This window comes from Agrobacterium sp. LY4 (assembly GCF_001526585.1).
Taxonomy (GTDB): domain Bacteria; phylum Pseudomonadota; class Alphaproteobacteria; order Rhizobiales; family Rhizobiaceae; genus Agrobacterium; species Agrobacterium leguminum.
The window spans coordinates 1-26,955 of record NZ_ASYA01000014.1 but is presented as its reverse complement, the minus strand read 5'-3'; the positions used below and the strand labels follow the sequence as shown (position 1 = coordinate 26,955).

At 57.7% G+C, this 26,955-nt stretch carries 24 protein-coding genes; 18 read left to right on the top strand and 6 right to left on the bottom strand.

Annotation, left to right across the window (positions count from 1 at the left end):
- Positions 1 to 47: 47 nt before the first annotated feature.
- From L904_RS14400 to L904_RS14390, 3 genes are all read left to right on the top strand, one after another.
- The gene (locus L904_RS14400) at positions 48 to 1,832 is read left to right on the top strand and encodes a PAS domain-containing methyl-accepting chemotaxis protein (RefSeq protein ID WP_020811714.1); all 1,785 of its coding nucleotides are present in this window, start codon (positions 48 to 50) and stop codon (positions 1,830 to 1,832) included.
- Between the two features lie 325 nt (positions 1,833 to 2,157).
- Positions 2,158 to 3,051: a transglycosylase SLT domain-containing protein gene (locus tag L904_RS14395; protein ID WP_031234163.1), complete on the top strand. Its 894-nt coding sequence runs from the start codon at positions 2,158 to 2,160 to the stop codon at positions 3,049 to 3,051.
- Positions 3,052 to 3,224: 173 nt separating this feature from the next.
- Complete coding sequence (locus tag L904_RS14390; RefSeq protein ID WP_020811716.1) at positions 3,225 to 3,638, top strand: hypothetical protein; 414 nt, start codon at positions 3,225 to 3,227, stop codon at positions 3,636 to 3,638.
- Between the two features lie 36 nt (positions 3,639 to 3,674).
- On the opposite strand, the gene L904_RS14385 is transcribed toward L904_RS14390, so the two are convergent.
- On the bottom strand, positions 3,675 to 4,577 hold the full coding sequence (locus tag L904_RS14385) for a hypothetical protein (protein ID WP_020811717.1): 903 nt from the start codon (positions 4,575 to 4,577) through the stop codon (positions 3,675 to 3,677).
- A 191-nt stretch (positions 4,578 to 4,768) separates the two neighbouring features.
- Between L904_RS14385 and L904_RS14380 the strand changes: the two genes are divergently transcribed.
- The 6 genes from L904_RS14380 to L904_RS14355 all read left to right on the top strand — a co-directional run bounded on the left by L904_RS14380 (position 4,769) and on the right by L904_RS14355 (position 11,066).
- Entirely contained in the window at positions 4,769 to 5,749 is a 981-nt protein-coding gene (locus tag L904_RS14380; RefSeq protein WP_035261963.1) for a 3'-5' exonuclease, read from the top strand.
- Between the two features lie 181 nt (positions 5,750 to 5,930).
- The gene (locus L904_RS14375; protein ID WP_020811718.1) at positions 5,931 to 7,016 is read left to right on the top strand and encodes an ABC transporter ATP-binding protein; all 1,086 of its coding nucleotides are present in this window, start codon (positions 5,931 to 5,933) and stop codon (positions 7,014 to 7,016) included.
- A gap of 30 nt (positions 7,017 to 7,046) precedes the next feature.
- Positions 7,047 to 8,336, top strand: coding sequence for a PotD/PotF family extracellular solute-binding protein (locus L904_RS14370; protein WP_020811719.1), 1,290 nt, complete (start codon positions 7,047 to 7,049; stop codon positions 8,334 to 8,336).
- A gap of 228 nt (positions 8,337 to 8,564) precedes the next feature.
- On the top strand, positions 8,565 to 9,476 hold the full coding sequence (locus tag L904_RS14365; RefSeq protein WP_020811720.1) for an ABC transporter permease: 912 nt from the start codon (positions 8,565 to 8,567) through the stop codon (positions 9,474 to 9,476).
- Between the two features lie 4 nt (positions 9,477 to 9,480).
- The gene (locus tag L904_RS14360) at positions 9,481 to 10,299 is read left to right on the top strand and encodes an ABC transporter permease (RefSeq protein ID WP_026372407.1); all 819 of its coding nucleotides are present in this window, start codon (positions 9,481 to 9,483) and stop codon (positions 10,297 to 10,299) included.
- 11 nt (positions 10,300 to 10,310) lie between these two features.
- Entirely contained in the window at positions 10,311 to 11,066 is a 756-nt protein-coding gene (locus L904_RS14355; protein WP_035261960.1) for an aspartate/glutamate racemase family protein, read from the top strand.
- On the opposite strand, the gene L904_RS14350 is transcribed toward L904_RS14355, so the two are convergent.
- Entirely contained in the window at positions 11,009 to 11,635 is a 627-nt protein-coding gene (locus L904_RS14350) for a hypothetical protein (RefSeq protein WP_059775504.1), read from the bottom strand. The two genes, L904_RS14355 and L904_RS14350, sit on opposite strands and share 58 nt — an antisense overlap.
- Positions 11,636 to 11,713: 78 nt before the next feature.
- Here L904_RS14350 and L904_RS27780 point away from each other — a divergent pair, with 78 nt between their 5' ends.
- The 6 genes from L904_RS27780 to chrA all read left to right on the top strand — a co-directional run bounded on the left by L904_RS27780 (position 11,714) and on the right by chrA (position 18,067).
- Entirely contained in the window at positions 11,714 to 11,881 is a 168-nt protein-coding gene (locus L904_RS27780; protein ID WP_155272865.1) for a hypothetical protein, read from the top strand.
- 594 nt (positions 11,882 to 12,475) lie between these two features.
- Positions 12,476 to 13,378 (top strand): hypothetical protein, encoded by a 903-nt coding sequence (locus tag L904_RS14345; RefSeq protein ID WP_035261888.1) that lies wholly within the window; start codon positions 12,476 to 12,478, stop codon positions 13,376 to 13,378.
- 50 nt (positions 13,379 to 13,428) lie between these two features.
- Positions 13,429 to 15,297, top strand: coding sequence for a hypothetical protein (locus L904_RS14340; RefSeq protein WP_035261886.1), 1,869 nt, complete (start codon positions 13,429 to 13,431; stop codon positions 15,295 to 15,297).
- Positions 15,298 to 15,515: 218 nt separating this feature from the next.
- Positions 15,516 to 16,058 carry a papain-like cysteine protease family protein gene (locus L904_RS14335; RefSeq protein WP_035261884.1) on the top strand — a complete coding sequence of 181 codons (543 nt, stop codon included), beginning with the start codon at positions 15,516 to 15,518 and terminating at the stop codon, positions 16,056 to 16,058.
- Positions 16,059 to 16,189: 131 nt separating this feature from the next.
- Positions 16,190 to 16,672, top strand: coding sequence for a hypothetical protein (locus L904_RS14330; protein WP_035261898.1), 483 nt, complete (start codon positions 16,190 to 16,192; stop codon positions 16,670 to 16,672).
- 165 nt (positions 16,673 to 16,837) lie between these two features.
- Complete coding sequence (chrA, locus tag L904_RS14325) at positions 16,838 to 18,067, top strand: chromate efflux transporter (protein WP_035261881.1); 1,230 nt, start codon at positions 16,838 to 16,840, stop codon at positions 18,065 to 18,067.
- Positions 18,068 to 18,070: 3 nt separating this feature from the next.
- On the opposite strand, the gene L904_RS14320 is transcribed toward chrA, so the two are convergent.
- Complete coding sequence (locus L904_RS14320) at positions 18,071 to 18,952, bottom strand: LysR substrate-binding domain-containing protein (RefSeq protein WP_035261879.1); 882 nt, start codon at positions 18,950 to 18,952, stop codon at positions 18,071 to 18,073.
- A gap of 133 nt (positions 18,953 to 19,085) precedes the next feature.
- Here L904_RS14320 and ampC point away from each other — a divergent pair, with 133 nt between their 5' ends.
- The 3 genes from ampC to L904_RS27775 all read left to right on the top strand — a co-directional run bounded on the left by ampC (position 19,086) and on the right by L904_RS27775 (position 21,877).
- Positions 19,086 to 20,246 (top strand): class C beta-lactamase, encoded by a 1,161-nt coding sequence (gene ampC, locus L904_RS14315; RefSeq protein WP_035261877.1) that lies wholly within the window; start codon positions 19,086 to 19,088, stop codon positions 20,244 to 20,246.
- 116 nt (positions 20,247 to 20,362) lie between these two features.
- A complete protein-coding gene (locus tag L904_RS14310) occupies positions 20,363 to 21,106 on the top strand; it encodes a hypothetical protein (protein ID WP_051671874.1) in 744 nt (247 codons plus the stop codon).
- A 51-nt stretch (positions 21,107 to 21,157) separates the two neighbouring features.
- On the top strand, positions 21,158 to 21,877 hold the full coding sequence (locus tag L904_RS27775) for a hypothetical protein (protein ID WP_155272864.1): 720 nt from the start codon (positions 21,158 to 21,160) through the stop codon (positions 21,875 to 21,877).
- A gap of 79 nt (positions 21,878 to 21,956) precedes the next feature.
- On the opposite strand, the gene L904_RS14300 is transcribed toward L904_RS27775, so the two are convergent.
- From L904_RS14300 to L904_RS14290, 3 genes are all read right to left on the bottom strand, one after another.
- The gene (locus L904_RS14300) at positions 21,957 to 22,772 is read right to left on the bottom strand and encodes a calcium-binding protein (protein ID WP_197416753.1); all 816 of its coding nucleotides are present in this window, start codon (positions 22,770 to 22,772) and stop codon (positions 21,957 to 21,959) included.
- A gap of 127 nt (positions 22,773 to 22,899) precedes the next feature.
- Positions 22,900 to 24,210 carry an HlyD family type I secretion periplasmic adaptor subunit gene (locus tag L904_RS14295; RefSeq protein ID WP_035261875.1) on the bottom strand — a complete coding sequence of 437 codons (1,311 nt, stop codon included), beginning with the start codon at positions 24,208 to 24,210 and terminating at the stop codon, positions 22,900 to 22,902.
- A gap of 2 nt (positions 24,211 to 24,212) precedes the next feature.
- Positions 24,213 to 25,916, bottom strand: a complete 1,704-nt coding sequence (locus L904_RS14290) for a type I secretion system permease/ATPase (protein WP_051671871.1) — start codon at positions 25,914 to 25,916, stop codon at positions 24,213 to 24,215.
- Positions 25,917 to 26,955: the final 1,039 nt, after the last annotated feature.

The window sequence follows — 26,955 nt, the reverse complement described above, 5'->3', positions numbered from 1 at the left end:
CGAATGATTTTGAATAGGAATCATCCCTTTCCATCGGAGAAACGCGCGTGAGTATTCTTGATCGTGGTGCCAATGCTTTTGCGGTTCTCGCCGCGCTTTCCAAATCCCAGGCCATAATCGAATTCGATCTTTCGGGAAAAATTCTCAACGCCAACGAGAATTTCTGCCGGGCGCTCGGTTATGAGCTTTCGGAAATCGTCGGCAGGCACCACAGCATGTTCGTGGAACCTGCGGTCGTGTCCTCGCAGGATTACAAGGCCTTCTGGTCCAAGCTTTCGGCCGGCCAGTTCGATCAGCGGCAATATAAGCGTATCGGCAAGGGCGGCCGGGAAGTCTGGATCGAGGCGTCGTACAATCCGGTGTTTCGTCGCGGCAAGCCGGTGAAGGTGGTCAAGATCGCCACCGATATTACCGACCGCAAGCTGAAGGCGGCGGAAGATGCGGGCAAGATCGACGCCCTGTCACGAGCGCAGGCCATCATCGAATTCTCCCCGAACGGCGAGGTTTTGACCGCAAACGAGAATTTTCTCGCCGCTCTCGGTTATTCGCTGGCGGAAGTGCAGGGCAGGCACCATTCCATGTTCTGCGAACCGGCTTATACGCAGTCGCCGCAATATAAGCAGTTCTGGGAAAGGCTGGCCGGCGGCGATCTCGTGGCGGATGAGTTCATGCGGCTCGGCAAGGGCGGCCGCAAGGTCTTCATTCAGGCGTCCTATAACCCGATCTTCGATCTTAACGGCAAGGTGTTCAAGGTCGTCAAATTCGCGACCGACGTGACCGGCCGCGTCGAAAACGTCGAAAAGCTGGCGCAGTGCCTCACCGATCTGGCCGAGGGCGATCTTGCCCAGAGCATCGACAAACCCTTCATCCCTTCGCTTGAAAGATTGCGCACGGATTTCAACGCGGCTTCGGAAAAGCTGAAAAGGGCCATGACGCTGGTGTCTGAAAATGCCGGCGCCATTTCTTCCGGTTCCAACGAGATCAGGTCCGCTGCCGACGATCTCGCCAGACGCACGGAGCAGCAGGCCGCCTCCATCGAGGAAACGGCAGCCGCGCTCGAAGAAATCACCACCGCCGTCAACGATTCGAGCCGCCGCGCCGAAGAGGCCGGCAAGATCGTCGCCCGTGCCCGTGACCATGCGGAACATTCTGGGCAGGTGGTGCGCGATGCGATCGGCGCCATGGACCAGATCGAAAAATCATCGCGCGAGATTTCCAACATTATCGGCGTGATCGACGAAATCGCCTTCCAGACCAATCTTCTGGCATTGAATGCAGGCGTGGAAGCCGCCCGCGCGGGTGAGGCGGGCAAGGGTTTTGCCGTGGTTGCGCAGGAGGTTCGCGAACTCGCGCAGCGTTCCGCAACGGCCGCCAAGGAAATCAAGAGCCTGATCAATGCCTCCGGCGCGCAGGTGGAAAACGGCGTCGGCCTCGTCACCCGGGCCGGTTCGGCCCTGCAGGAAATCGCCGAGCAGGTGCGGGATATCAACAGCAATGTCGTGGCGATTGTCGATGCCGCGCGCGAACAGTCCACGGCGCTTGCGGAAATCAATCAGGCGGTCAACACCGTCGATCAGGGCACCCAGCAGAACGCCGCCATGGTCGAGGAGCAGACCGCCGCAAGCCACAGCCTTGCGCGGGAAGCGGCGGCCCTGTTCGAACTTCTCGGGCAATTCCGGTTCGAGGACGCTCCGCGCTCCTCCGCCTCTGCGCGCAGCGGCTTCGAGCAGCAATCCGCGCCGGTGAGCTCGCATCGCAGCGCATCCCGCTCGCTTGCGGCGCGCGGTTCCGCTGCGGTTGCCGTCAAGCATGAGGAGTGGCAGGACTTCTAGAGTGAGGCCTCAGCAAGCCGAGCCAATCACGCCGACGTCATCCTCGGGCCTGTCCCGAGGATCTGCAACGTATTGATTTTATTCGACGTGATTAGATCCTCGGCACAGGGCCGAGGATGACGTCGAGAGAATGTTGGCCCTCCATTACTGACTTGAAAGGGGCTGCCCGCCGTCCCCGCCCCATCCGGTCACGCCAGTCCATTCGATGTTCGATACGTGATGACAAGCCGGAAAGCTGGGCATATCTTCCGGATTGGCCGATAATCGGCACATCGCGTCTGGAATTTTCGGGGGCTTTCGCTTGGCAGGGATATCGACAAGCCGCATGGCTCTTGCCCTGTGTCTGCTGACCGCAGCCTTCGGCGCGGCGCGAGCCGAAGAGCCTGCCGGGGAAAAAGCCGCTTGCGCCTATACTCATGATGTCGCGCCGGACCTGTGCATCAATGCCGGCAGTTACAATAACGATCTTTGCCATGCCATCGAGGTTCTCGCCGCCCGCCATGCCGTTCCGCCGGATTATTTCGCCCGGCTGATCTGGCGGGAAAGCCTGTTCCGGCCCAATGCGGTCAGTCCGAAGGGGGCGGAGGGCATTGCCCAGTTCATGCCGGGAACGGCGCGGTTGCGCGGTCTCGAAGACAGTTTCAACATCATCGCCGCGCTTGAGGCGTCTTCCCGATATCTCTCCGAATTGAACGTGCAGTTTGGCAATTTCGGCCTTGCCGCCGCAGCTTACAATGCGGGGGAGGCGGGCTTGCGAAACTTCATCGCCAACGGTCGCCTGCCCACCGAAACCCGCGATTATGTGTTCGCGATCACCGGTTATCCGGTGGAGACATGGAAGGACAATCCGCCGGAAAAGGCGGCGCCGGCGCTGGATGACAACCGTTCCTTTCTCGATGCCTGCGTGCGTCTCGCCGACACCCGCACCATGAACGATCCCGTTCTCATTGCATCGGCCGACTGGGCGCCCTGGGGCGTGCAGCTTGCGGCGCATTATAATCCGGCCGTGGCGAACCGGCTTTTCACCCGGGCGATCCTGCAGCTTTCGGAGCCGCTAAATGCCGAGCGGGCTTTGATCGTGCGGCAGCGGGGCGGCAATTTCGGTTCGCGGCCGCGTTACGCCGCTCGCATCGGCCGGGAAACCAGAGCCGAAGCCAATGCGCTTTGTGGCGATATCCGGCGGGCGGGCGTTCCCTGCACCGTGTTCCGCAACAGGTAAAAGCGGCGCGCGCCGGACCGGTAAATCGGCTTCCCGCGACAGGGCTGATCATAAGAAGTTGATCGGCTTTGCGGCCGTTCCATCTTTCCGTGCAAAATGATCGTGCCTAGATTTGCCCCCGGACGCTGGCCGACAACCGGGGCCGGTGACGTTTTGTAGGGAATGATGTGGAAATGAGATGGCTTGAAAGGGGATGTCTGGCGGCCGTGCTGGTCGTCGTTGCGGCGTGCACCAGCGCCGGCGAGACGGAGATTTCCCGCACTGTCGCAGGTTTCGTGGGGCAACCGCGCGAGGCCGCAATCGCCCGACTCGGCCGCCCGAACAAGGTCATCATCGAAAACGGCGAAACCGAATCCTACTGGCTGAAAGTCGATAGGGAGACCTATGCCGGCCTCAGCAACAGGCGCGAAATCAAGACCGTCGACGGGCAGGCGCAGGTCTCGGAAACCGAGGGCATGAAGATCAAGGAACATCGCCGCGACTGCATCATCAAGATAACCGCTGATGCCGCCTCCATCGTCAGGACGAGCGAGATCATCGGCAATCCGGCCAATTGCGAAAACCTTCTCGACAGGCAGGCCTCCTGAGGAACCGCTGTCGCGGCCGCTCCGCTTGCCGAAGCCTCAAAGCTCCATCTTGATGGTCAGCATATATTCGGTGCCCTTCGCCCGGTCACGCGTGCGGGAGACTTCAAGCGTGACCTTGTCCAGCTTGTGCCCAAGGGTTTCCTTGATCGTTCCTCCCGGCGTATCCTCGCGCCGGAACGAGGTGTCGCCGTAACCGACGCCGATTTTGCGGGTAATGGCACTTTCCGTGTAGGTTCTTCCGAACATGGCGGAAGCCTGGCCGCTGCGCACCGTCGTTTCGAAGCCGCGGGATTCGATGTCGCGATAGGCCGAGGCGGCAATTGAATTGTCCGAGCTGCTATAGCTGCCGCCGGCGCTTATTCTGGCGAGGCGATGGCCGTCATGTTCAAGGGAAAAATTGCCGTCGGCCGAAGGTCCGAAACGACCGCCGTTCATGGCGTCCTTGTAGGTGAAGCGGAAGCGGCCGCTGCGTGCGTCCACCTGATAATTATAGGAGGCGTTGCCGCTGCGGACCTGGATACCCGGCGCCGGTTCGCTGCCGAGGATCGGCGAAACCTTGTCCGCGAACTGGAACAGGGGTTTGGTGACCTCTTCGAATTCCGACTTCGACAATGCCAGCGGCTTGCCATCCGGGTCGAACTTCCCGACCGCCAGGCACGGGCGCTGGTTGATGATGCTCTTCAGGGCAAAGACCGTGCAATTGTCGCTTGTCGTGCCGGCAATCGCGGCGTGGACGGAATTGCGCAGGGTGTAGCTGCCGCAGCAGGAGAAGGCTTCATTGTCGAGGCTCGCATCGCGCGTATAGCCCGTAAAGACAATGCCGCTCGCCCCGTTGGTGAGGCCTGCATTGGCGAAATGCGGCCCGCTTTGCAGCGGAAACAGTTTCAGCCGGCTCTGGTCAGCGAGCGTTTTCGGGTTGGAAGGCGATGGAAGCGGCATTCTTCTTCTCTCCTGAAACACGGGAACGGTGCGCTTTTTTTACCATCGTAAATTGAAGCCGCAACCCTTAACTGTACCCCGTGAGATATGCCGTTTCTGTGGATGAGAGCGACCGCTGTTGTTACTGTGAGTCTGTGCGCATATGTTGGAATACTCAATCTTGATTTCCGGGCAAGGCGGACAGGCGCATAATGACCTCCCAGTTGGATTTTTTCGCACCCGCGGCAGCGCGGCTTCCGCAGGCTGAAAGAGGGCGAAAAGCCGGTGGTCGCGAAACGACCGCAAAGACCGGTATGGACGATGAAGCCCTTGCGGCACATCTTGAATCCACCGGCAATTATCGTGTCCTGCGCCGGCTGCAGCCGCGCGCGGTCGTCGATCGGCCAAGGCCGGAATTCGCCCGTCAGGGTGTGATCCTCGATACGGAAACGACGGGTCTCGACCATCGCACCGACGAGATCATCGAAATCGGCGTCATCGCCTTCACATTCGACGATAACGGCACAATCGGCGATGTCACCGGCATCTATGGCGGGTTGCGGCAGCCGGGTATCGCCATTCCCGAAGAAATCACCCGCCTGACCGGTATTACCGACGAGATGGTCGCGGGACAGTCGATAGACATGGATCGGCTGACCTCTCTTATTGCCCATGTCGATCTGATCATCGCCCACAATGCCGGTTTCGACCGCCCCTTTTGCGAGGCCTTCTCGACGATCTTCAGGGACAAGGCATGGGCCTGCTCCGTTTCGGAAATAGACTGGCGCACGCGTGGTTTCGAGGGCAACAAGCTCGGTTATCTGATCGGGCAATCCGGCTATTTCCACGATGGCCATCGCGCGGTGGACGATTGTTTCGCCCTGCTGGAGGTGCTGGAGCAGACGCGCCCTGGCCAGAGCAGCACGCCCTTTGCCGAACTTGATGAGGCAAGCCGGCGCTCAAGGGTGCGCCTCTACGCGGAAAACAGCCCGTTCGACATGAAGGATCATCTGAAAAAGCGGGGCTATCGCTGGTCGGACGGTTCCGATGGCCGGCCGAAATCCTGGTGGGTGGAGTTGCCGGAGGAAAAGCTCGAAGAGGAACTGCATTTCCTGCGGACCGAAATCTACCGCTGGGACGCCGATCCCACCGTCAAATATCTCACCGCTTTCGACCGGTTCAAGGCCGGGTGAAGCGCGGGACATTCCGGGTTTCAGATTGCATACAATTTCTGCAATGAATCGAAAACAATCGCTGTAAAATTGGGCAGGTCCGCGCAAGGGTCTCCAAAGCGCAGAAAAATATCATTTTACATCAATGGCTAAGCGGATTGGCACGCCTCCTGCATGACAAAGACGTCGCAGGAGAGTGTTTATGAGCAAAGCCGCAGCAATCGACATCGCGTCCGTATCCAAGATTTACGGCAACACCACCGCCGTGCATGCGATAAGCCTGAAGATTCCGGCCGGGAGCTATTGCTGCCTGCTTGGCCCGTCGGGCTGCGGCAAGACCTCGACATTGCGGATGATTGCCGGCCACGAAAGCATCTCCAGCGGCGATGTCCGGCTAGGCAATACAGTCGTCACCGATCTGCCGCCCGCCCGGCGCGGCACGGCGATGATGTTCCAGTCCTATGCGCTGTTTCCGCACCTCGATCTCGTCGACAATGTCGCCTTCAGCCTCAAGATGAAGGGCGTGGACAGGGAAAGCCGCCGGGCGAAGGCGCTCGAAATGCTGCGGCTGATGCAGCTCGAACCCTATGCCAGCCGCCGGCCGGCCCAGCTTTCCGGCGGCCAGCAGCAGCGCGTGGCGCTGGCGCGTGCGCTGATTACCGATCCCGAGGCGCTGTTGCTGGATGAGCCGCTTTCGGCGCTCGACCCGTTCCTCAAGATCCGCATGCGCGCCGAGCTGAAGAAGCTGCAGACCTCGCTCGGCATTACCTTCGTTCACGTCACCCACAGTCAGGAAGAGGCCATGGCGCTGGCCGATATCATCGTCGTCATGAATGACGGCCGCATCGAACAGGCGGCCACGCCGCGCGAGGTGTTCGAGCGTCCCGCCACCGCTTTCGTTGCCCGCTTCATGGGCGACCACAATGTCATTTCCGGGCGTTACCGGGAAAAAACGGACGATCTCGTCACGCTCGAAGTGGCGGGCGGCGGCACTTTTACGGCAAGCGGCGTCGCCCCGGATGACGGCGCGGTCGATATCGCCGTGCGCACCGACCGCGTCCGCGTCGGTGAAGCAGACCAGCCGGGCCTCGGCTTTACCGGCATCGTCTCGAATGTCGAATATCGCGGCGCAAGCGTGAAGATCGCCGTAACCGGCGCGGGCATCGAGGATTTCAACGTCATCCTCAGCGATGCCGCCTTCTTCGAAAACCCGGTCAGGACCGGCGACGCCATACCGCTTTCATGGAATGCGGCCGATGCCATCGTGCTCGGCCGGGTAGAGAAGTGACCCCAAAAATAACCAGAGGAGAACTTTGAAATGACCGATACCACCAACAGCAAAAAGGGCCTGTCCCGCCGCGGCCTCCTGAAGGCGGGCGCTGCAGCCACGGGTGCGGCGATCGGCTCCGGCCTCATCACCGGCTTCCCGACCATCTGGGCGCAGAACCCGATCACCATCCGCCAGTTCGGCACCGGTGTGTCGAACCTCAACGCCATTGCCGAAAAGTGCAAGGCCGATCTCGGCATCACGCTCGAAATGACGGCGACGGATTCGGATGCGGCCGCCCAGCGCGCCGTCACCCAGCCGAATTCCTACGATATCGCCGATATCGAATACTGGATCCTGAAGAAGGTCTATCCGGCGGGCGTCATCCAGCCGATGGAAATCAAGAAGCTGAAATATTACGACAAGATCGTGCCGCTGTTCAAAAACGGCAAGCTGAAGCCGGACAGCGTCGTGGCGCAGGGCACGGCCCCGCACACCGTCGGTTTCGTCGAAAAGCCCGGCGACAAGACATTTGCCAAGGGCGAGACCGATTATTTCACCATGGTACCGACCATCTACAATGCCGACACCCTCGGCATCCGCCCCGATCTCGTCGGCCGCGATATCTCCAGCTGGGCCGATATCATGGACCCGAAGTTCAAGGGCAAGACCTCCATTCTCAACATCCCCTCCATCGGCATCATGGATGCGGCGATGATCATGGAAGCCATGGGCAACATCAAATATGCCGACAAGGGCAACATGACCAAGGAGGAGATCGACAAGACTATCGACTTCCTCATCAAGGCCAAGAAGGACGGCCAGTTCCGCGCCTTCTGGAAGAGCTTCGACGAAAGCGTCAACCTCATGGCCTCGGGCGAAGTCATCATCCAGTCCATGTGGTCGCCGGCCGTCGCGGCGGTCCGTTCCAAGGGCATCGCCTGCAAATATCAGCCGCTGAAGGAAGGCTATCGCTCCTGGGGTGGCGGTCTTGGCCTTGCCAAGCACCTCTCCGGCGCCAAGCTCGATGCGGCTTACGAATATATCAACTGGTACACCTCCGGCTGGGTCGGCGCTTACCTCAACCGCCAGGGCTATTACTCTGCCGCCATGGAAACGGCGAAGGAACATATGTCCGCCGACGAATGGGGTTACTGGGTCGAAGGCAAGCCGGCGCAGGGCGATATCATCGCGCCTGACGGCAAGGTCATGGAAAAGGCCGGTGCGGTGCGCGATGGCGGCTCCTTCGAGGAGCGCATGGGCAAGGTCGCATGCTGGAACTCCGTCATGGACGAGGACCGCTACATGGTTCGTCGCTGGAACGAATTCATCGCGGCCTGATGTTTTTGAAGGACGAAGCCGGCGGTGAAGGCCGCCGGTTTTGAGAACGACAGAGCGTTCAAACCTCTCCGCCGTCATCCTCGGGCTTGTCCCGAGGATCCATGGTCACGCCGGGTTGTGGATCCTCGGGTCAAGCCCGAGGATGACGGGAGGGTGGAGGGAGCCTCGTAAATAGTCTTATCGGCGGCCAATGCCGGTGCATCTCTAAATCCAGCGAAAGGCTCCACCATGGTGACGGTCAGACTCATCGGCGTCAGCGACAAAAAGGACAGGCCGCCCCGCAGCTTCGCGCTGCCGCAAAAGCTCGTATCCTATGTGCAGGCCGCTCCGCTTTTGCTGATCCTCGGCTTTTTCCTGGCTCTGCCGATCCTCATGATCGCCGTCGTCAGCTTCTGGGACTATGACTTCGCCCAGATGTATCCCGATTTCGTGACCTTCAACTATCTGGAAACGCTCGGCTCGTGGGTCACCTGGCAGACCTATCTCAACACGCTGAAATATGCCGCCGTCGTCTGGGCCATCACGCTGTTCTGCGGTTTCTGGGTCGCCTATTTCCTCGCTTTTCACATTCGTACCACCACCATGCAGATGGTGCTCTTCCTCATCTGCACCGTGCCGTTCCTGACATCGAACATCATCCGCATGATCTCTTGGATACCCGTTCTCGGGCGCAACGGGCTGGTCAACAGCACGCTGGTTAGCGCCGGCATCGTGCCCGCGCCGATTGAGTGGCTGCTTTATTCGGATTTCGCCGTGGTGCTGGCCATGGTGCATCTTTATACGCTGTTCATGGTCACGCCGATCTTCAATACGCTGATGCGCATCGACAAATCGCTGATCGAGGCGGCGCGTGACGCCGGTGCAACGGGCTGGCAGACACTCTGGAACGTCATCATTCCCCTTGCCAAACCCGGCATGGCCATCGGCAGCATCTTTGTCGTGACGCTGGTGATGGCGGATTTTTCGACGGTTCAGGTCATGTCCGGCGGGCAAAGCGCTTCCGTGGCGTTGATGATGAAGAACCAGATGTCGCTGCTGCAATATCCGGCGGCCGCCGCAAACGCCGTCATTCTGCTCATTCTCGTTCTGCTGATGGTCGCGGGCATCCTGCGCATCGTTGATATCCGCAAGGAGCTCTAATCCCATGCATCAGGAAAAACGCGGCCGCGAATTCTACATCCTCGCCTTCTTTTTCGCCCTCTTCGTGCTGTTTCTTTACGGCCCGCTGTCGGCCATCCTCATCCTCGCCTTTCAGGGGCCGAATGGCGGCCTGACCTTCCCGCTGAACGGCGTTTCGCTGCACTGGTTCGGCAATCTCTTCGAACAGCAGGCGGTCGGCGATTTCGGCGGCTCCTTCCGCCGCTCATTCGGCCTCGGGCTGATGGTCATGGCCGTCACGGTGCTCGTGTCGCTGCTGGCGGGCCTTGCCTTCCGGCGCAGGTTCATCGGCGCGACGCCGCTATTCTACCTGTCGGTCGCCAGCCTCGTGGTGCCATCGATCATCATTTCTCTTGGAATTGGTGTTCTTTTCCAGCAGCTTGGACTGGAACCTTCATGGTATACATCAGCTTTCGGGGCACATCTCACCTGGACGCTGCCCTTCGGCGTACTCATCATGCTCGCCGTCTTCAACCGCTTTTCGCCGTCCTATGAAGAAGCTGCCCGCGATCTCGGCGCGTCTTCCTGGCAGACCTTCGCCCATGTGGTGCTGCCGATGATCGCGCCGAGCCTGATCGGCGTCGGCCTGTTCGGCTTCACGCTTTCTTATGACGAATTCGCCCGTACATTGATGACGTCAGGCACCTACAACACGCTGCCGCTGGAAATCTACGGCATGACCACCAATGTCACGACGCCGGTGCTTTATGCGCTCGGTGCTGTTACAACCCTGTTTTCCTTCCTGGTGATTGCGGCCACGCTTGGCCTGATCGTTACGCTCAATCGCCGTCATTCACGCGGATAAAGAAACGTAAAATGCGCATTCTCGTCATCAATCCCAACACCACGCAATCCATGACCGCGACCATCGCCGACGCGGCGACGCGGATAGCCGGCCGCGATACGGAGATACTGGCCGTCACCTCCTCCATGGGCCCCGTCTCCATCGAAGGTTATTACGACGAGGTTTTCGCCGTGCCTGGCCTCCTGCTGGAGCTTGCAAAGGCCCCGGCGCTGGGAGCCGACGCGGCGGTCATCGCCTGTTTCGACGATACCGGGCTCGATGCGGCCCGCGCTCTGGCCGATATTCCCGTTATCGGCATCTGCGAGGCGGCGGTCTCCGCTACCGCCTTCATCGCGCAGAAATTCACCATCGTCACAACGATGGAACGCTCACGGCTGCCTCTGGAACATCTCGTCCACCGTTACGGCATGTCCGCCCGCTGCAACGTGCGCGCTGCCGATATTCCTGTCCTGTCGCTGGAAGATCCCGGCTCGAACGCCCGTGAAAGGCTGCGGGAGGAAATCTCGCTCGCGCTGAAAGAGGACAGGGCGGAGGCGATCGTGCTCGGTTGCGCCGGCATGGCCGACCTTGCCGCCGAATTGCGCGATGAATTCGGCGTGCCGGTTGTCGATGGCGTTGCAGCGGCCGTCAAACAGGCGGAATCGCTGGTGTCCATGGGGCTGTCAACCGCAAAGCGCGGCGCTTATGCCACGCCACTTGTCAAACCCTATCACGGGTTGCTGGAGGTATTCCGGCCGGACAGGCTCTCCGGAGTATCGGGAGATTGAGATCGTGAGGTTTTCACTATCTCCGACCACAAAATGACGAATGCCAGCTGATAGGCCAGATCGCGGTGGACGTTGTGCAATGTCAGATCGCTCAGAACTATTCTTGATCCATTTCTCTTCAGCATGTTCAGCCGCTCGGCCCTGGCAAGCATGGCCGTGACGTGAGCGCGGCTGATCCCATAGGCCCGTGCCGCCGCCTTGCGGGAGAACGCGCAACCCGTCGCATCGCAAGCGCCTGTTTTCGCGGCCGACAGCAAGTCCAACAGGATGGGGAAACCGGGCGCATGCCCAAGGAACATCCGCATCTCCTCCGAAAGAAAAGACAAGTCCTGCGCGTGCCGCAGTGACCAGCTCACACCGTCGATAACGGCGTCTGTTCCGATAGCTTCTTCGCCTGATGCCTCCATTGCCGGGGAGATTTCCCATGGCGAAGCCGCGGTGAGATAGGCCGTGGCGAGCGTCTCGATTGCCGCAATAAGCCAGCCATTCAGGCTCCACGGCCGCTCGCGATTATCGCCGCCTGGCGGGTGCCGCTGCGCTGTATCTTCCAGTTCCAGCCAGTCGATCAATGCGCGTGTCCTGCGGCTGGATGCCCAGCCAGGTGGAACGACAACTGCCTGAACCGCCGCCAGCGTAAATTGCCCGCCATGAACAGATCCGAGGCCGACGGCGCACATGACGGTGGCGAAAGCGCCGAAGTCTCCGAACGCGCGGACGAGGCGCTGCTCCTGTTTGAAGACGGCCGATATGTGGGTGCAAAGATGGGTGACAGCATCACCAAAGGCGTCATCGTTCAGGATGCGGTTCGCAAGTAAGCCCAGCCTCTCTCGAAGCACGTCCGGCTGAGACCGGACGAAGTCCCTTTTGGGGTGCGTCTTTGAAACTGGAGCGCCTGCTTTTCCGGATACCTTTCTCCCGTGGTTTTTTGCTCTTCGCTACTTTATGGCGAATTCGAAAACGTGAGTTCTGCTCGCTGACGACGGCTGCTTGGGGCAGGCGTGACAGCCGAAAGGTTCCGCTCCGGAAGATGCGTGCATTTTGTTGCACTCCCCCGAGGCTCTGTTGCGCGGTATTAAAAAATACTCTCATAAATTGAATGTTAAGGGGCGCGTTAAAATGTGTTCCCTTTTGAGACGGTTTGTGAAGGTGACGCTGACAATGACATTATCTACTGTTTTTATTGCATAATTTAATGAAGCCATGGATGCGAAATCTTTCGTCCATTTGCCGTGAATACAATCTTTGATGGTTGCTTTTTAGGCATTGACGGCGTCGCGAAAGATGCATCCGAAACCACATGACACCCGAATGTTACTGCCATGTCTCTGGCACGGTCGGCAGCGATGCCGGGCGGCGCGTAGAGCCCGTCATGCCTTTTATTCATCCCCAATTCTCCAGAGGAGGTTGAAATGATGCAACTTAAGCATGTTTTTCTTGCCGGCCTTGCGGCCATCGCGATGCAATTCGATATCCCGTCCATGGGCCAGCCGGCCATTGCGAACGCGGCAACCCTCACCGCCGAGCAGACGGCGGCTTTCCAGTCGAAACTGGAGCAGGCGGAAGCGAGCCGCGAACTGCTCGGCCGCCGATCCGTGTGCCTGATGGAACATCTGACGGCGCAACAGCAGCTCAGCGCCGACCGCGAGAAGGCGCTGGGGCAGGCCATGTACCTGCAGATTGAGCTGGAGCGGCAGGTGGTGCAGTCCGAAACCAGCGTGAAGGGCTATGAGGAGCTGGTTCAGTCCGAGAGCGAGAACGTCAGGGCGCGTCAGGCCACCTTCGAAAAAGCCCGCAGGGAAATGGACGAGCAGGCCAAGAGAGTAAAAATATGCAGCGGCGTCCTCTTCTTCCTGCCGGGAATTTGCCAGATCGGTGACGCCGCCGTCAAGGCGTTCGGCTGGATGAAGGATGCGGAGAGGGAATACCGCATCGCGCAGCCACGTCTGGACAATGCCCGGGCGGCTCTTGAAGGCGTTCGCAACCAGCTCGAAAACAATCGCCGCCAGCTTGCGGCGGCACAGCAGAGCCACGCGGAAAACCAGAAGGCGGTGAAAACTCTGGAGGAGCAGATCACCAGGCTCAAAGCGGCGATCTCCACCATCAACGTCAAGGTTCAGGACTTCAACATTCAGGTCGGCAACTTCACCAGCGCTCTCAAGGAAGCGAGCGAGGTCAATCCTGACGACGCGAAAATACGTCAGGTTACGCGGCTGTCCACCGAGATCGACGGCCTGACCAAAGACGTACCGCAGTTCATTTCCTCCACCGAGGCCGGACTGCCGGACGACGCGAAGAAACAATGCGGATCGTGAACGATCAACCCCATTACTCTCCGTAACCACCCATCAACAGGAGCATGAAAATGAACAATGTCGTGACTTTTGAAAGCCGGACCGCCCAGATCAACAGCACGATCGACGCCGGCGTCGATGCGATCGTTTCGCAGCCGAATTTCAGCCTTCCCAAGTCTGATACGGCGCTTGTCCGGTCCTATGTCGATAAAATCCAGGGAACCTATGATGTCGAGCGCGCCAAGCGCGACACCGACAATGCGATCGATCTGCTTTACATCGCCTATAACACCACGCCTCAGGAGGAGGACAAGATTCGTGGGCGCATCACTGCGATCATGGACGGATTGATTGATTCGCAGCAGAAAAGCGAAGTAGTCATGAGAGCCGCGATAGCAACGGCCACCCGCATCGGCTTGTCCATCGCCGATCTTTTTCCGGACTGGCTCGATATCAGGGAGGGAAATGATCAGGCCGAAATCAAGGCGTTTGTCTCCAACGACCTGATCGAGCTGGCTAAGAATATCCGCGATAAAGCACTGGCGGTGCGCAACGATCTTCTCAATCTTGCAGACACATATGACGCCATCATTGTGAAAACGGCTCAAGCCACGAGCATGAGCGAAACGGCTTTGAGCAGGCGCCTCGAAGACAAGGCGGTGATGGAGCGGGAAATCCACGAGGCCGATGCACGGCGCCAACAGCTTGAATCACTTGTGAACGATCTCAAGGCGCAGGTTGCGGAATTTGAAAACAAAGCCCGTGAGTACGAAAAGCGGGCGAATACGGCAGAACAGCGCGCTTTTGTCATGTCGATCGTCCGTGTCGGCGCGCAGATGATTTCCGGCGTCGTTCCTGCCATCGCCATGGTCGCGGGCGGACCGGCCTCGATGTTGGCATCGTCGGTTGGTGGTGCTCTCTCGGGGCAGTCCAAAGGGGGGCAGAGTGTTGACGGACAGGGGCAAGGCGGTGGCGGCCGCACGCCGGCGACCGGCGACGGCAAGACGGATGCGGCGGCAGCGCAGAGCAAGATTTCCGAGCAGAAGGCTGAACTCCGCAAAAGCGAGGAAAAACGCGACGCCTTGAAGACGGATATCAAATCGCTTGAGGACAGCAGATCGGCGTTGGCGAAGGACGCCGACGGCGCCGATCCTAAATCGAGCAAGGCCGTGGAACTTGCCGAGCTCGATAAACGCCTGACCGCGCGTGCTGCCGAACTGAAAGCGCAGGAGGAAAAGATTGCAAATCAGCAAACCCTGATTTCCAGCCTGCAGGCTTCGCTCGACGCGCTCGACAAGGGACTGGGCAAGCTTACCGACGAGCAGCAGCAGCAGGCGGCGAGCCTGCGTGAAATGCAGATGAAGATGATCGACAAGGTGGAAACCTATGAGAAAGAACGCCGGAACCAGGCCGCCGAACTCATAAAGATCAACGCTTTGCTCAAGGGCAAACAGGCCGAGGATGACAAGATCAAGCTTGCGGTCCAGTCGCTCAACGTCAGCATTTCGGCGCTGAAACGCATGAAGGAAATCATTGAGGAGATCGCATTTTTCTTCAAAGGTTTCGCCGATTTCATGCAGGCCGTTGCCGACGATGCCCAGCATCAGATCGATGGCATCGAAAATGTCGCGGGGCAGGAGACTATTCGCAGGAACCGCTTTGCCCAGCTCGTTCGCTCCGTCGACGAGTTCTTCGTCAGACAGACTGCCCAATGGCACGCGGTGGTGATCGTCAGTGACAGATTCAACCGCAGTTTTGCGCACGGATGGTCGAAGCTCAATCGGTTGCAAGGCTCATATGTCACAGGCCCCGCACTGACGAACTATATGGCGGAAGCCTCGGAAAAGCTCTCGGCCATCGTCGCCGAACGCGAGGCCGCTGCGGACGCAAAAATCGCGTCGTTGCAGGCCTATCGTCAGGATCTGAGCAAAACCGCCTGATCCCCTGAGAGCCTGCCGCTCCTGTCCCGGCCCGGCAGGAAGCGTTTCCATGGTCCCGGCCGAACACGTCCCCTCGGGCATGGGATCATGGGCAATGTCCTGCCGGCGCATGTGCCGGCAGGACGGCCGCCGAAACTTTGACATTCACCAAATCAACGACAGGCATCCGGCCGCTTCGAAGCGCCCCATGCCGCGTCATTTTCAGAAAGGAGAAGACCATGCCGACAGTCAACAAACCTCCCGTTTTGGTGCCGCAGGACACCCCCGCCTGGTGCTTTGCCGCCGTTGAGCAGATGGTGCGGGCCTATTACCGGCTTCCTGCCGCCACCCAATACGAGATTGCAAGGCGCAACACCGAAGCGCTTGCCACCGTCGATCCGCAGGTTCAGGAGCGCTGGGAGCTGGCGCAGGTTCTGGATCAATCCGCCGGCATCGATGAACAGGGCGGCGCCAATGCGAACAGCAATGTCGTCAAGCTGGTTTCCAGCCAGTGGAATGCCTTCGATCACACCACGACGGGCGGCCACTTCGTCAATGGCCTGACGGCCGATATCGTCAGACACGAGATCGATAACAACCGCGTCTTGGTGATCGGAACGGAGAACCACTATTACCTCGTCTACGGCTACACCGTGAACGGCAAGGATCTCGAACTTCATATCCTCGATCCATGGCCGGCCGGGCGGGGCGGCGCCAGAACCCGCATCGGCCTGCAGGAGTTTCTGGCAATGCCGGCCCGCGTCGCCATTGCCTTCGGCTAGGCCGGCAAGCCGACCGCATTCCCTTCGATTGCCGGAGATATCCGGCACCCAATCAACCCACAGATCCCACCATGCAATCCCGCACGTCAACGTTCGGGAACAGGTGGCCCATGTCCAAAAAGGAGATACACATGCCACTTCTCAGCAATTTCGTCGTCAAGCATATCCGCCCCTTCGGCGAAGCGGGCTATGATGCTTTCGGCAATGCGCAGACCATCGAATTCCTCTCAAGCCTCGGGCTCAGCACGGGGGATATCGCCAATATCTTCGCCGCCTGGCGCCTGGCGGCCCTGGCCGATCCCGTCGGAGAGAGCAATCTTCTCGTTGCGGCAGCGAATGCGCTGGCGCAGGCACGATGGGAAAACCTCTATGAGACGCAGATGAGCACGGTGCTTTTCCTCGACGATGTCCAGCTCAAATCCCTCAGCCATCTCGAGCCCGGGGCGAACCGCAACTTTTCGTGGCGATCCCCAACCCCCATTGCCGCCGCGGTGACTATTCATAACGGCAGCAACAGGCATCACATCATCTGGGAGGCAACGGGTTTTTCCGGCGGCACCGATGAAAATGGCTGGATTTCGCACTTCGCCGACCTGTTGCCGACCGAGAGATAGGTCCTTCGCCGGATAATCGCCAGACGACGCCGGAACGTTATCGCAACGTTCCGGCGTCGGTGCCGCCAGCCCCTTCATATCCCTGTCATAATGGTGTCTGATACCGAAACCGTTTTGAGGCTGATATGTGTTGACGACGAGCCGTTGCACGCAGGGAGTTCTTTTGTGAAATCGTCAACGCGAAGCATAGAGACCGAAGTGCACAGCCAGAGACACGGCACACCCGGTGAGGTTTTTGCGGCTTTCCTGAAGCTCGGGGTCACCTCCTTCGGCGGCCCTATCGCCCATCTCGGTTATTTTCGCGATGAGCTGGTCGTGCGGCGCAAATGGATCGACGAAGCTGGTTATGCCGATCTCGTGGCGCTCTGCCAGTTTCTTCCCGGCCCGGCCTCCAGCCAGGTCGGGTTTGCGCTCGGGTTGCTGCGGGCAGGCCCACTCGGTGCGCTGGCGGCCTGGACGGCCTTTACCCTGCCATCCGCCATTCTCCTCTTTTTCTTCGCCATGGTCGCCGCCTCCATCGAAGGGCCAGTCGGCACCGGCCTCCTGCATGGGCTGAAAATCGTCGCCGTCGCCGTCGTGGCGCAGGCGGTCTGGGGCATGGCAAAAAGCCTTGCGCCGGATCGTGAGCGGGCCAGCATCGCGCTTGCCGGCATCGTCTGCGTCGTGTTTGTCGCCGGCGCCTTCGGGCAGATCCTGGCGCTTGCCGTTGGAGCGCTCGCCGGGCTTGTCTTCTGTCGCGCCGATGCTGCGCGTCAGGCCACCCATCTCGCTTTCCGGGTGCCGAAAAGTGCGGGATACATTGCACTCGCCACCTTCGCCCTGCTTCTTGGCCTCCTGCCGCTGCTTGCGGCGGTCGCGGCGTCACAGGGCCTTTCCTTGTTCGATGCCTTTTATCGCGCCGGCGCGCTCGTCTTCGGCGGTGGCCATGTGGTGTTGCCGCTGCTGCAATCGGAAGTCGTCGCCACGGGCTGGGTCACGGAAGGTGCCTTCATCGCCGGTTATGGCGCAACCCAGGCCGTGCCCGGCCCGCTCTTTACCTTCGCCGCCTATCTCGGTGCGGTGGTGGGGCCACAGCCCAACGGCGTTACAGGCGCGGCGATCGCCCTTGTCGCGATCTTCCTGCCCGGCATGTTGCTGCTCGTCGGCGCACTGCCCTTCTGGGAAGGGTTCCGCAAGCACCTTGTGGCGCAGGCCGCCATGCGCGGTGCAAATGCCGCCGTCGTCGGCATTCTGGGCGCCGCACTTTATGATCCGGTCTGGACAAGCGCCATCTTCACCCCGAAGGATTTCACGCTGGCGCTCACCGGCTTCATCCTGTTGACGATCTGGAAAACCCCGCCATGGGCCGTTGTGGTCCTCTGCGCGGCCGGCGGCGTTCTGCTCGCCCTGGCATAAGCCTTATCCCGCAGCGCCGATGCTCTCGAACATCCAGCCGGAAAAGGCCTGCATGGCGGGTGTCGGCGGTTTCGATTGCAGCCGGGTCAGCCAATAGCTCCCGAGCGAAATGGTAACCGGAAAAGGCTGGATGATCGCGCCGGAGGCCAGATGCCGCGAAAACATCGATGGCGGCGCCAGCGCCACGCCCAGCCCCTGCAGGGCCGCCTCCATCATGCCCAGAGACGTATCGAAAACAATGCCGGCATTCACCTGCGCCGCAGGCGTCACCCCTGCCGCCGCAAACCAGTTGCTCCATTCATCGGCCCTGTAGCTGCGCAGCAGCGTCGCTTCCATCAGATCAGCGGGCGTTTTCAGCGTCTCCGCCAGCTTCGGCGTGCAGAGCGGGGAGAGCGGCGCCTCGAATAACCGAAAGGCATCTGTGCCATGCCAGGAGCCCTGGCCGAAACGAATGGCAAAATCCAGCCCTTCAGCCGCCATATCCACCCGGTTATTGTTGGTGGAAACCCTGACATCGATGAAGGGATGCTGCTTCTGAAACGCCTTCAGCCGGGGCAGCAGCCAGCCCACGGCAAAGGTTCCCACAACACCCAGAAACAGCAATTCGCGCACCTGCCCGGCCTCGATCCGGTCGAGCGTCGTCGCCATCTGGTCGAAGGAGCTGGTTACCGTCGGCAGCAGGGCCTCGCCTTCGGCGGTAATCTTCAGCCCGCGCGGAAGCCGCTGGAAAAGCGAAACGCCAAGCCGCTTTTCCAGCCCTTTCACCTGCTGGCTCACAGCCGCCTGCGTCACACACAATTCGATGGCCGCGCGGGTGAAGCTCAGGTGCCGCGCCGATGCTTCAAAAGCCCGTAAGCCGTTCAGGGGAAGAAATTGCCGAACCATTCAAGACCTAGATTTTCTTGTGTCTCCTCCGAGATATCATGATTTGTTCGTGCAATGTAGGCCGGTTAAACGTCTTTCGCTGGGAACGGCCCACGGGCTGAAAATCCACCCAAGGTTTTGGAGAACGCGAAAGATGAAACTTAATCGCAGACATATCGCACTGGCCACTTTGCTTTCGACGGGCCTGTTTTCGCAGGCGCTCGCCGCCGATGATGCGAAGCTGAAAGCGATAACGGATGCCGCGATCAAACCGGTCATGGAGAAAAACGGCATTCCGGGTCTTGCCGTTGGTATCAGTGTCGACGGTGAAAGCCACGTCTTCACCTATGGCGTCATGTCCAAAAGCTCGGGCCAGCCGGTGACGGCGCAGACGCTTTTCGAACTCGGCTCTATCTCCAAGACTTTCACGGTCACCCTCAGCACCTATGCCGAAATGAATGGCCAGCTTTCGCTCTCCGGCAAAGTTGAAGATTATCTTCCCTCCATGAAGGGCAAGCCCTTCGGTGATGTCACACTGATGCAACTCGGTACCCACACCGCCGGCGGCTTTCCGTTGCAGGTGCCGGATAACGTCAAGACGGAACAGCAGTTGCTGGCCTATCTCAAGGCCTGGAAACCCTCATACAAGTCCGGAACACACAGAACTTATGCCAATCCCAGCATCGGCATGCTCGGATACATCACCGCAAAGGCCATGGGCCAAAGCTTCGATGACGCCATGAAAGATACTCTGTTCCCTGCGCTGGGCTTGAAGAACACCTTCACCGTGGTACCTGAGGCAAAGATGGCCGATTACGCGCAGGGCTATAAGCGAACCGGCGAACCCGCCCGCATGACACCGGCCGTTCTCTCCTCGGAAGCCTACGGCGTCAGATCGACAGCGGAGGACATGATCCGTTTCGTCAATGCGAATATGGGACTGGAAAAGCTGGACGGAAAAATCCAGCAGGCGCTCACCAACACCCATACGGGATATTTCAGCGTCGGCGCCATGACGCAGGACATGGTCTGGGAGCAATATGCCCATCCCGCACCGCTGAAGACATTGAGAGAGTTGAACTCCGGCGCCCTGCTCAAGACTGTTCCGGTATCTGAAATCTCACCACCCATGAAGCCGGGGCAGGATGTCTTCATCAACAAGACCGGCTCCACCAATGGTTTCGGCGCTTATGCGGCGTTCATACCCAAGCAGAAATTGGGCATCGTCATTCTGGCCAATAAAAACTATCCCAATGAGGAGCGGGTTTCTGCGGCATATGAGATTTTGGAGGCGTTGGGCGAAGGAATGAGGTGATGCTAAATGAGTATGTTGTTTTTTAGATTTTATGGTTGTGTTTTTTAAATATGACACGGATAGGTTGGCGCAAGCCTCATCTGCCAGATTTGGGTCGTAGATGTAGGAGAATTGCCATGACCACTATTGGATCGACAGCATATTATAGCTCCACTGGTCGCTACGGTGGGACTGAAAAGACGGATAACAGCACCGCCAGCACATATACGGCGTCACAGCAAGAAAGTGGAAGAAAGTCGGTGGCCGGGGGAGACAATTCTTCTGGCGTTTCGACGGTCACTCTTAAGCTCCAGGGAAAACTGGTCAGCTTGTACATGTTCGATTTATCGAATGCTAAGCCGATAGATATCGCTGCTCTGCCGCAGGATCAATACAATGAATTTATGCAAGCAAAAGAACAGCTTATCGAGACTAGTATGAGCAGTTTGGAAAGCGAGTATAGCACCCATGAAGCTCCTGATCTTTCCAACTATGCCGGCCTTAAACCCTATGCGAACGTGGTTATCGGTGGGAGTGTAGTTGCGACCATCGATAATCAAGGCGTCGTGACAAGCGACGACGCTTTAGGTAACCGGCTCCGTAACCTGTTGTCGGGTCTGGATGGCGTATCTGGGCCTGATTTTGCCCAAAAAATTGCGGAGCGGATCGCCAATCTCGTTGGGGGGCGAGTACAGAAAGCCCGCACAGCCCTGACACAAAGGGAGTTTAATTCGCTGCCGCCAATACCAGAAACCAAGGTGACGATTGATCATGTGGCTATGAAGGCTGACCTGCGTTATGCGGAAATCCAAGGCTGGAAGCAAGATTATGCGCGGTATGAGGACGGTCGCGTTAAGTATTTAAGGCAGATAATACAATAGATTTTACAGTTTCGATTGAGCGAAGATAAAAATACATTTGGAGTTATTTCGATGTCTACGATTGGATCAACAGAAGATTATACCTCCGGTCTTCGTTACAACGGAACGGAAAAAGCAACCGCCAAGGGTCGTGAGGCTCACGCTTCCTCTGCGGTATGGCAGGATAAAAAAAGCCAGATTGGCTCTGATAACCCTGATACCATCATTGACAGCAGGCCTTCAGCCGCGACACTCAATTTTCAGAAAAAGCTCTCAGCCCTAAGCCCTACTGCGGTTTCCTCCGTCTTGAAAGGGACGCCTGTTTGGGAAATGTCCGAAGACTTCTTTCAGAGAATCGTCAGCAGTCGTGAGATGCTGTTGGAAGCGGATTATACACGCTTTCCAGAAGCGCCTGATCTCTCGGATTATGGTGGGATCAAGCCCTATGCGACCGTAGTTGTCGGCGGTCAAATTGTGGCGACAATCGACAATCAGGGAGGCGTCTCCAGTGATGATGCTCTTGGCCGCAGGCTGCACGGCATCCTTGCTGGCGAGGTGGATGGAACGAATGGCCCCAACTTGGCACACGCTCGTGCTGATCAGATTGCAGAACTTTTGGGAGGCCGTGTCGTCAAATCCGAGACGGCGCTGACACAGGCAGAATTTTCTGCATTGCCCAAGATTGAACAGCCGAAGCCTTGGATTGACTACGATGCCATGCGCGCTGATCCTAAATATGGTCTTATTCAGGAAATGAAGCATAGGCGTGCAGAATATCTGGCCTCTCAGTAATCCGACGATACCTACAGTGGTCGAGAGCTGTTTGGTGAGGGGACCGCAGGTCCCCTCGATTGTCGCGGCGTAGCTTTGGTTAAGCTGCCAAAAGGCCCGTCAGATCGTACGACGGTCCGGCACCGTTTGCTGTAACGATATACTCCACGACGAAATGGCCGCCGAGGAAGAAATCCTCGATAATAGCGGCACTATTGAGCGTAGAATCGGCAGAATCGGCAATAGAATAGAACCATAGATCATCTCCGTTTTGCTGAAACGCCAGATCGTTAGCAGCATAGCTGACGACGAGAACATCTTGGGTATCATACGTTGCGTCAGTCCGCGCTGTGCCGCCGTTTGTAACGCCATCGTTAATGGTATCAAATCCTTGGCCGTTAAACCGATATTCATCGTTACCGGCATTGCCCCAGAGCCGATCGTTTCCAGTTTCACCGAGCATGATGTCGTTGCCTGCGTCACCAAAAAATTGATCGTCTCCTGATCCGCCCAGCATGACGTCGTTCCCGTTTCCGCCTACGAGGACGTCATTGTCTGCTCCGCCCTCCAACCGGTCGTTGCCGTCTCCTCCGTCCAACCAATCATCGCCGGCCTCACCGTAGAGATTGTCGTTGTCTGCTCCACCAGAGAGGCGATCGTTGCCATAGCCACCGTAGAGATAGTCGGTTCCAGCACCGCCCTCCAGATTGTCATTGCCGTTATAGCCACGGAGAAGGTCGTTGCCGGCGCCGCCGTCGATCCAGTCATTGTGTGCCGTACCGTAGACCGTATCGTTGCCGCCGAGCGCATAGACACTCCACCAAGCCTGATGTTCTGGCCAGTCGGCGGGAGGAGTTGACGGTTCATTTCTTAGATCGATAAGTTCTGCTACATTGGTTCCGTTGCGTGTAGGCATGTTACACTCCTTGGGTTGCCGGCGAACCATTTCGCCGGTTTCGGACGGGCGCGGCAGCTCTGCTTTCCAGGCCATAGTCTGCTGCGTCCGTATCTGCCTCGCGACAAACCCGTCGCGAATGTCGTTGTCATTCTTCCCGAAACGCACGCTGCATATGATCGCGCATGGGCTTGGTGAAGTATGAAATGACCTTGCGGTCTCCCGTTCGTATGAAGACATCGACAGGCATGCCGGGAACCAACTCGATGCCTTCGTTTCGCCGGATATCGCTGTCGCGTATGGCAATTCCTGCCTTATAAAAACTTGTGGCGGTAACTTGGTCCGTTTCCAAGTCGGCGGAGATGCGGATAACTGAGCCTGCGATCTCCGGCGTCGTATTACGGTTGAACGCCGTCAGCTGGAGCGTTGTTGATTGGCCGACAGCCAGCTGGTCAATATCCTGCGGTGCGATGCGTGCCTCCACAGTGAGCGTGCTTTCTTGCGGGACAATTTGCATTAGAGGTTCAGCAGCGGTGATCACGCCACCGACGGTATGAACCATAAGCTGATGGACCACCCCCGCAATTGGCGCTTTGATATCGAGATGCTTCAGTTCATTAAGAGCCGTGACCTCCTTTTCGCGGAGCTCGACCTGCTGGTTCTCAACGTCGCGAAGTTCCGTCGCTACTTCAGCATGCATTTGCTGATCGATCTGTAGCAATTGCACCTCTGTTTCGGAAATGCGGGTCCGTGCCGATGCTATCGATGCCACGAGCTGCCCGTACTCGCCGCGTAGACGTGCCACATTGCGATCGAGATTGTTCACACGGCTCAACGGAATAGCGCCCAATGCATACAGCCGGCGAAGGCCAGAGAGCTCCTGTTCTATGAGGTCTGTTTCTTCGGTTTTCGCATTCCGTTGTTCTTCAACGCCGACGATCTGCTGCTGAAGCTGTTTGATTTGCTCACGCAGCCGGGTCTTCTGGCCTTCTCGTGAGGTACGGCGATCCTCGAACAGCCGTCGTTCGCTGGCCATCAATGCATCTGCATCGGAAAGCGATAGCCGTGATAGAAGTTCTGGGGGAACAGCAACGAGCAGTTTTGCATCACGTTCTGCCTCCAGTCGCGCGTGACGGGCGTAAAGTTGGTTGAGCTTGTGGGAAGTGGTGATCAGGTTCGCCTGTGCTACGGTTGCATCGAGCCGTATCAAGACGTCACCTGTTTCAACTGTCTGCCCCTCCCTGACGAGAATCTGAGAGACGACGCCTCCAGACAGGTGCTGTACCTTCTTGGCATTGCCATCCACCATCAAGATTCCCGGGGCAATGACCGCACTAGACAGTTCGGTGTTCATTGCCCATCCGCCAACACCGCCGAACAGGAGAATGATGCCGGCTGTGCCGGCGAGAAGATGCCGGTGCAGAGAGCGTGCGAGGTCAGATTTTGTCTCGTTTGCCATGGCTACGTATCCTCTCCTGCGACAACTGCTAGAGCTGGCGCGGTCGCGAGACGCTGTCTTGGCGCTTGTTGCTGTAGTGATTTCAGGACTGAATCTCGTGGCCCGAAGGCGCGGACAGTACCCTGTTCCACGACAAGCAGAAAATCGATTTGCGACATGACGCTGTTACGGTGTGCCACCACAAGGACGATACCGCCACGGGCTTTAACGCCGGCAATGGCCTCGGTCAGTGCCCGGTCGCCGTCGACATCAAGATTGGAGTTTGGCTCGTCGAGGACGACCAGAAAAGGCTTGCCAAATAGGGCGCGAGCAAGAGCGATCCGTTGGCGCTGACCGGCTGAGAGGTTTGCCCCACCATCACCTACCTGCGTCTCGTAGCCGTTAAGCAAGGATACGATCATGTCGTGCACACCGGCGGCCTGGGCGGCGGCGATGATATCAGCATGATCGGCAAAGCGATCAAGTCGGGCTATGTTCTCCGCTATCGTGCCCGGGAAGAGGTCTGAGCTTTGTGGCATATATCCAATATGGCGACCACGGTCGTGAGCGGGCCATTGATCGAGCGCTGCCCCGTCAATGCAGACGCGACCGCGTGCTATAGGCCATGCGCCGGTGATGGCCCGAACTAGGGTAGACTTGCCGGATGCACTTGGCCCTATAATACCTACTACGCTTCCAGCCTCTGCTCTGAAACTTACATTTTGTATCGTCATACGCTGTCGCTCGCCTGGAGGTGCAGCGAACACGGCTTCTACTCGCAGCGTTTTCGTAGGTGCTGGCAGTGTTGTTCGTTCTGTTGGGGTGGTGGGGAAATTTGTCCACAATGCCTTGAGTCGCTGCCACGCCTGCTGAGCCGAGATCATATGACGCCAGACACCAATAATCTGTTCGATCGGCTGTAAGGCTCTGGCTGCGATAACGGAGCTTGCGATGATTGCACCTGCCGATAGCTCGCCCTGAATGACCAGCCATGCACCGAGCGCGAGAGTTGTCGACTGCACCATCTGCCGAAGTGCTTTTGATATGCCGGCAAAAAGAGCGGAGAGATCGGCGGTTTTACGCTGAATGGAACTGGCGTTGTCATGAGCGGCGTTCCAGCGGTCAGTCGCCTGATCCAGCATGCCCATGGCTGCGATGGCCTCAGCATTTCGATGCGCGGCTTCACCCACACGGTTCCGCTGGGTGAGTGCTGTGGCATTCTCTGCGGAGCGATGTTTCGTCAGCATGCTTGATAGCAGCGTTAACGTGATGAGCACGGCCATCGTTCCTGCGACTAGCCAGCCAATCAATGGATGAAGGAAGAAGCAGATAGCCAGGAACACCGGCGTCCATGGCAGATCGAACAATGCTGCCACCCCCGGTCCAGCTAAGAAGGCCTTGATCTGGTCGGCCTCCTGCGCGGGTTTAAGCACGTCATTGTTCGTCTTGATCAGTAAGGGTGAACCTGCAATCGCCGCGAACACCCGGTTTGAAATCTGCAAGTCGATTGTTGCGGCTATTCTGGCTAACATGCGCGCACGAAGAATATCGAGGCAGCCCGAGAAAGCATACAAACCAGCAAGCAAAATCAGTAGCGCCACCATTGTTGGGACGCTACGGCTTGGAATCACACGGTCATAGATTTCCAGCATAAACAACGGGCCCGCTAAACCGAGCAAATTGATGATGCCGGAAAACACCCAGAATCCGACCCATACGTGTCGCATAGTCAATTCTCCTTGGGCACTCGTCGACTTGTTAAAATGATGTTCAAGTGCTTTGCCCTAGGCAAAAATTCTTTCGCATTATTCAATTTATGATTGATTTATATAATAGAATAATACCTATGGTATACTAATCGAATTGATTGTAAAATAAAATTTTTACGACTAATGGTTTATTGCAGAAACATGTTTCTGACATTGGATGTGTTCTTGGACGCAGAGCGGTCAAAAAGATGCGTGGGACCGATTTCGTGAACGGGAAGTTTTATTTTCAATTTTTATTTTTCGAGGGTCTTTTTTAATTTAATAATTTCAATTAGTTAATCTTTTTTCGATGCGTCGGCTTTTCCGCTGTGTGGTTATTGAACACCCTCGTTTTCTTTGTTTCATCCCCGGCCTGTTTGCCTGCCCTATACTCTCCCTATTCCGCGATGGATTGTGGATGCGGGGCACTGATAAGTGTCTTTATTTCCCCAGGTGGCAATTTTCAGTGCCCTGTTGCAATGCCCATCGAGCTGAAAGGCTGATGGGAAAAGAGATGAAGCTCAAGACACGGTCGCAACTGCGTCGCGTGATAGGAAAGGCGTGTTCAAATGGGTCTCTATGAAATGTACGTTCTTGCAGCTCGTGCAGATACAGCCCTGATGAGGCGAAGGGTGGCGAAGATTATGAATCGTCGACGCAAAAAGCAATATTTACACAACCAGAAGAAGAATTTGGATTTGAAAACCGAGATGAAGAGGGAAGTACCCCTTCGACCTGGGAGGATTCCATAAACATATATTTATATAGATACATATGCAGATACATATAAAATATACGCTGCGTTGAATTCTATAGGAATATTTGAGGGCGGATGAAAATCTGTGACCAGAATCTTGCTTTTACGGCCTGCAATTTGCGGATTGCGGGACGATAACGTGTAAATATATGATTTTTATGTTGAAATTGTCGATCTTGCTGGAGAATGGTTGTGCGCGGAAACTATATGAGTGAGATGGAATTGATTGAAGCAGAGATCAGATTCGAGTGACGATCGATC

Excerpts from the sequence above, each read along its gene's own strand:
- L904_RS14375 (WP_020811718.1), top strand. The coding sequence starts at position 5,931 with ATGAGCAAAGCCGCAGCAATCGACATCGCGTCCGTATCCAAGATTTAC.
- L904_RS14370 (WP_020811719.1), top strand. The coding sequence starts at position 7,047 with ATGACCGATACCACCAACAGCAAAAAGGGCCTGTCCCGCCGCGGCCTC.
- L904_RS14310 (WP_051671874.1), top strand. The coding sequence starts at position 20,363 with ATGACCACTATTGGATCGACAGCATATTATAGCTCCACTGGTCGCTAC.
- L904_RS14295 (WP_035261875.1), bottom strand. The coding sequence starts at position 24,210 with ATGGCAAACGAGACAAAATCTGACCTCGCACGCTCTCTGCACCGGCAT.
- L904_RS14390 (WP_020811716.1), top strand. The coding sequence starts at position 3,225 with ATGAGATGGCTTGAAAGGGGATGTCTGGCGGCCGTGCTGGTCGTCGTT.
- L904_RS14340 (WP_035261886.1), top strand. The coding sequence starts at position 13,429 with ATGAACAATGTCGTGACTTTTGAAAGCCGGACCGCCCAGATCAACAGC.
- L904_RS14380 (WP_035261963.1), top strand. The coding sequence starts at position 4,769 with ATGACCTCCCAGTTGGATTTTTTCGCACCCGCGGCAGCGCGGCTTCCG.
- L904_RS14320 (WP_035261879.1), bottom strand. The coding sequence starts at position 18,952 with ATGGTTCGGCAATTTCTTCCCCTGAACGGCTTACGGGCTTTTGAAGCA.
- L904_RS27775 (WP_155272864.1), top strand. The coding sequence starts at position 21,158 with ATGTCTACGATTGGATCAACAGAAGATTATACCTCCGGTCTTCGTTAC.
- L904_RS27780 (WP_155272865.1), top strand. The coding sequence starts at position 11,714 with ATGAACAGATCCGAGGCCGACGGCGCACATGACGGTGGCGAAAGCGCC.
- L904_RS14365 (WP_020811720.1), top strand. The coding sequence starts at position 8,565 with ATGGTGACGGTCAGACTCATCGGCGTCAGCGACAAAAAGGACAGGCCG.
- L904_RS14395 (WP_031234163.1), top strand. The coding sequence starts at position 2,158 with ATGGCTCTTGCCCTGTGTCTGCTGACCGCAGCCTTCGGCGCGGCGCGA.
- L904_RS14300 (WP_197416753.1), bottom strand. The coding sequence starts at position 22,772 with ATGCCTACACGCAACGGAACCAATGTAGCAGAACTTATCGATCTAAGA.
- L904_RS14345 (WP_035261888.1), top strand. The coding sequence starts at position 12,476 with ATGATGCAACTTAAGCATGTTTTTCTTGCCGGCCTTGCGGCCATCGCG.
- L904_RS14360 (WP_026372407.1), top strand. The coding sequence starts at position 9,481 with ATGCATCAGGAAAAACGCGGCCGCGAATTCTACATCCTCGCCTTCTTT.
- L904_RS14290 (WP_051671871.1), bottom strand. The coding sequence starts at position 25,916 with ATGCGACACGTATGGGTCGGATTCTGGGTGTTTTCCGGCATCATCAAT.
- L904_RS14385 (WP_020811717.1), bottom strand. The coding sequence starts at position 4,577 with ATGCCGCTTCCATCGCCTTCCAACCCGAAAACGCTCGCTGACCAGAGC.
- L904_RS14335 (WP_035261884.1), top strand. The coding sequence starts at position 15,516 with ATGCCGACAGTCAACAAACCTCCCGTTTTGGTGCCGCAGGACACCCCC.
- L904_RS14330 (WP_035261898.1), top strand. The coding sequence starts at position 16,190 with ATGCCACTTCTCAGCAATTTCGTCGTCAAGCATATCCGCCCCTTCGGC.
- L904_RS14355 (WP_035261960.1), top strand. The coding sequence starts at position 10,311 with ATGCGCATTCTCGTCATCAATCCCAACACCACGCAATCCATGACCGCG.
- ampC (WP_035261877.1), top strand. The coding sequence starts at position 19,086 with ATGAAACTTAATCGCAGACATATCGCACTGGCCACTTTGCTTTCGACG.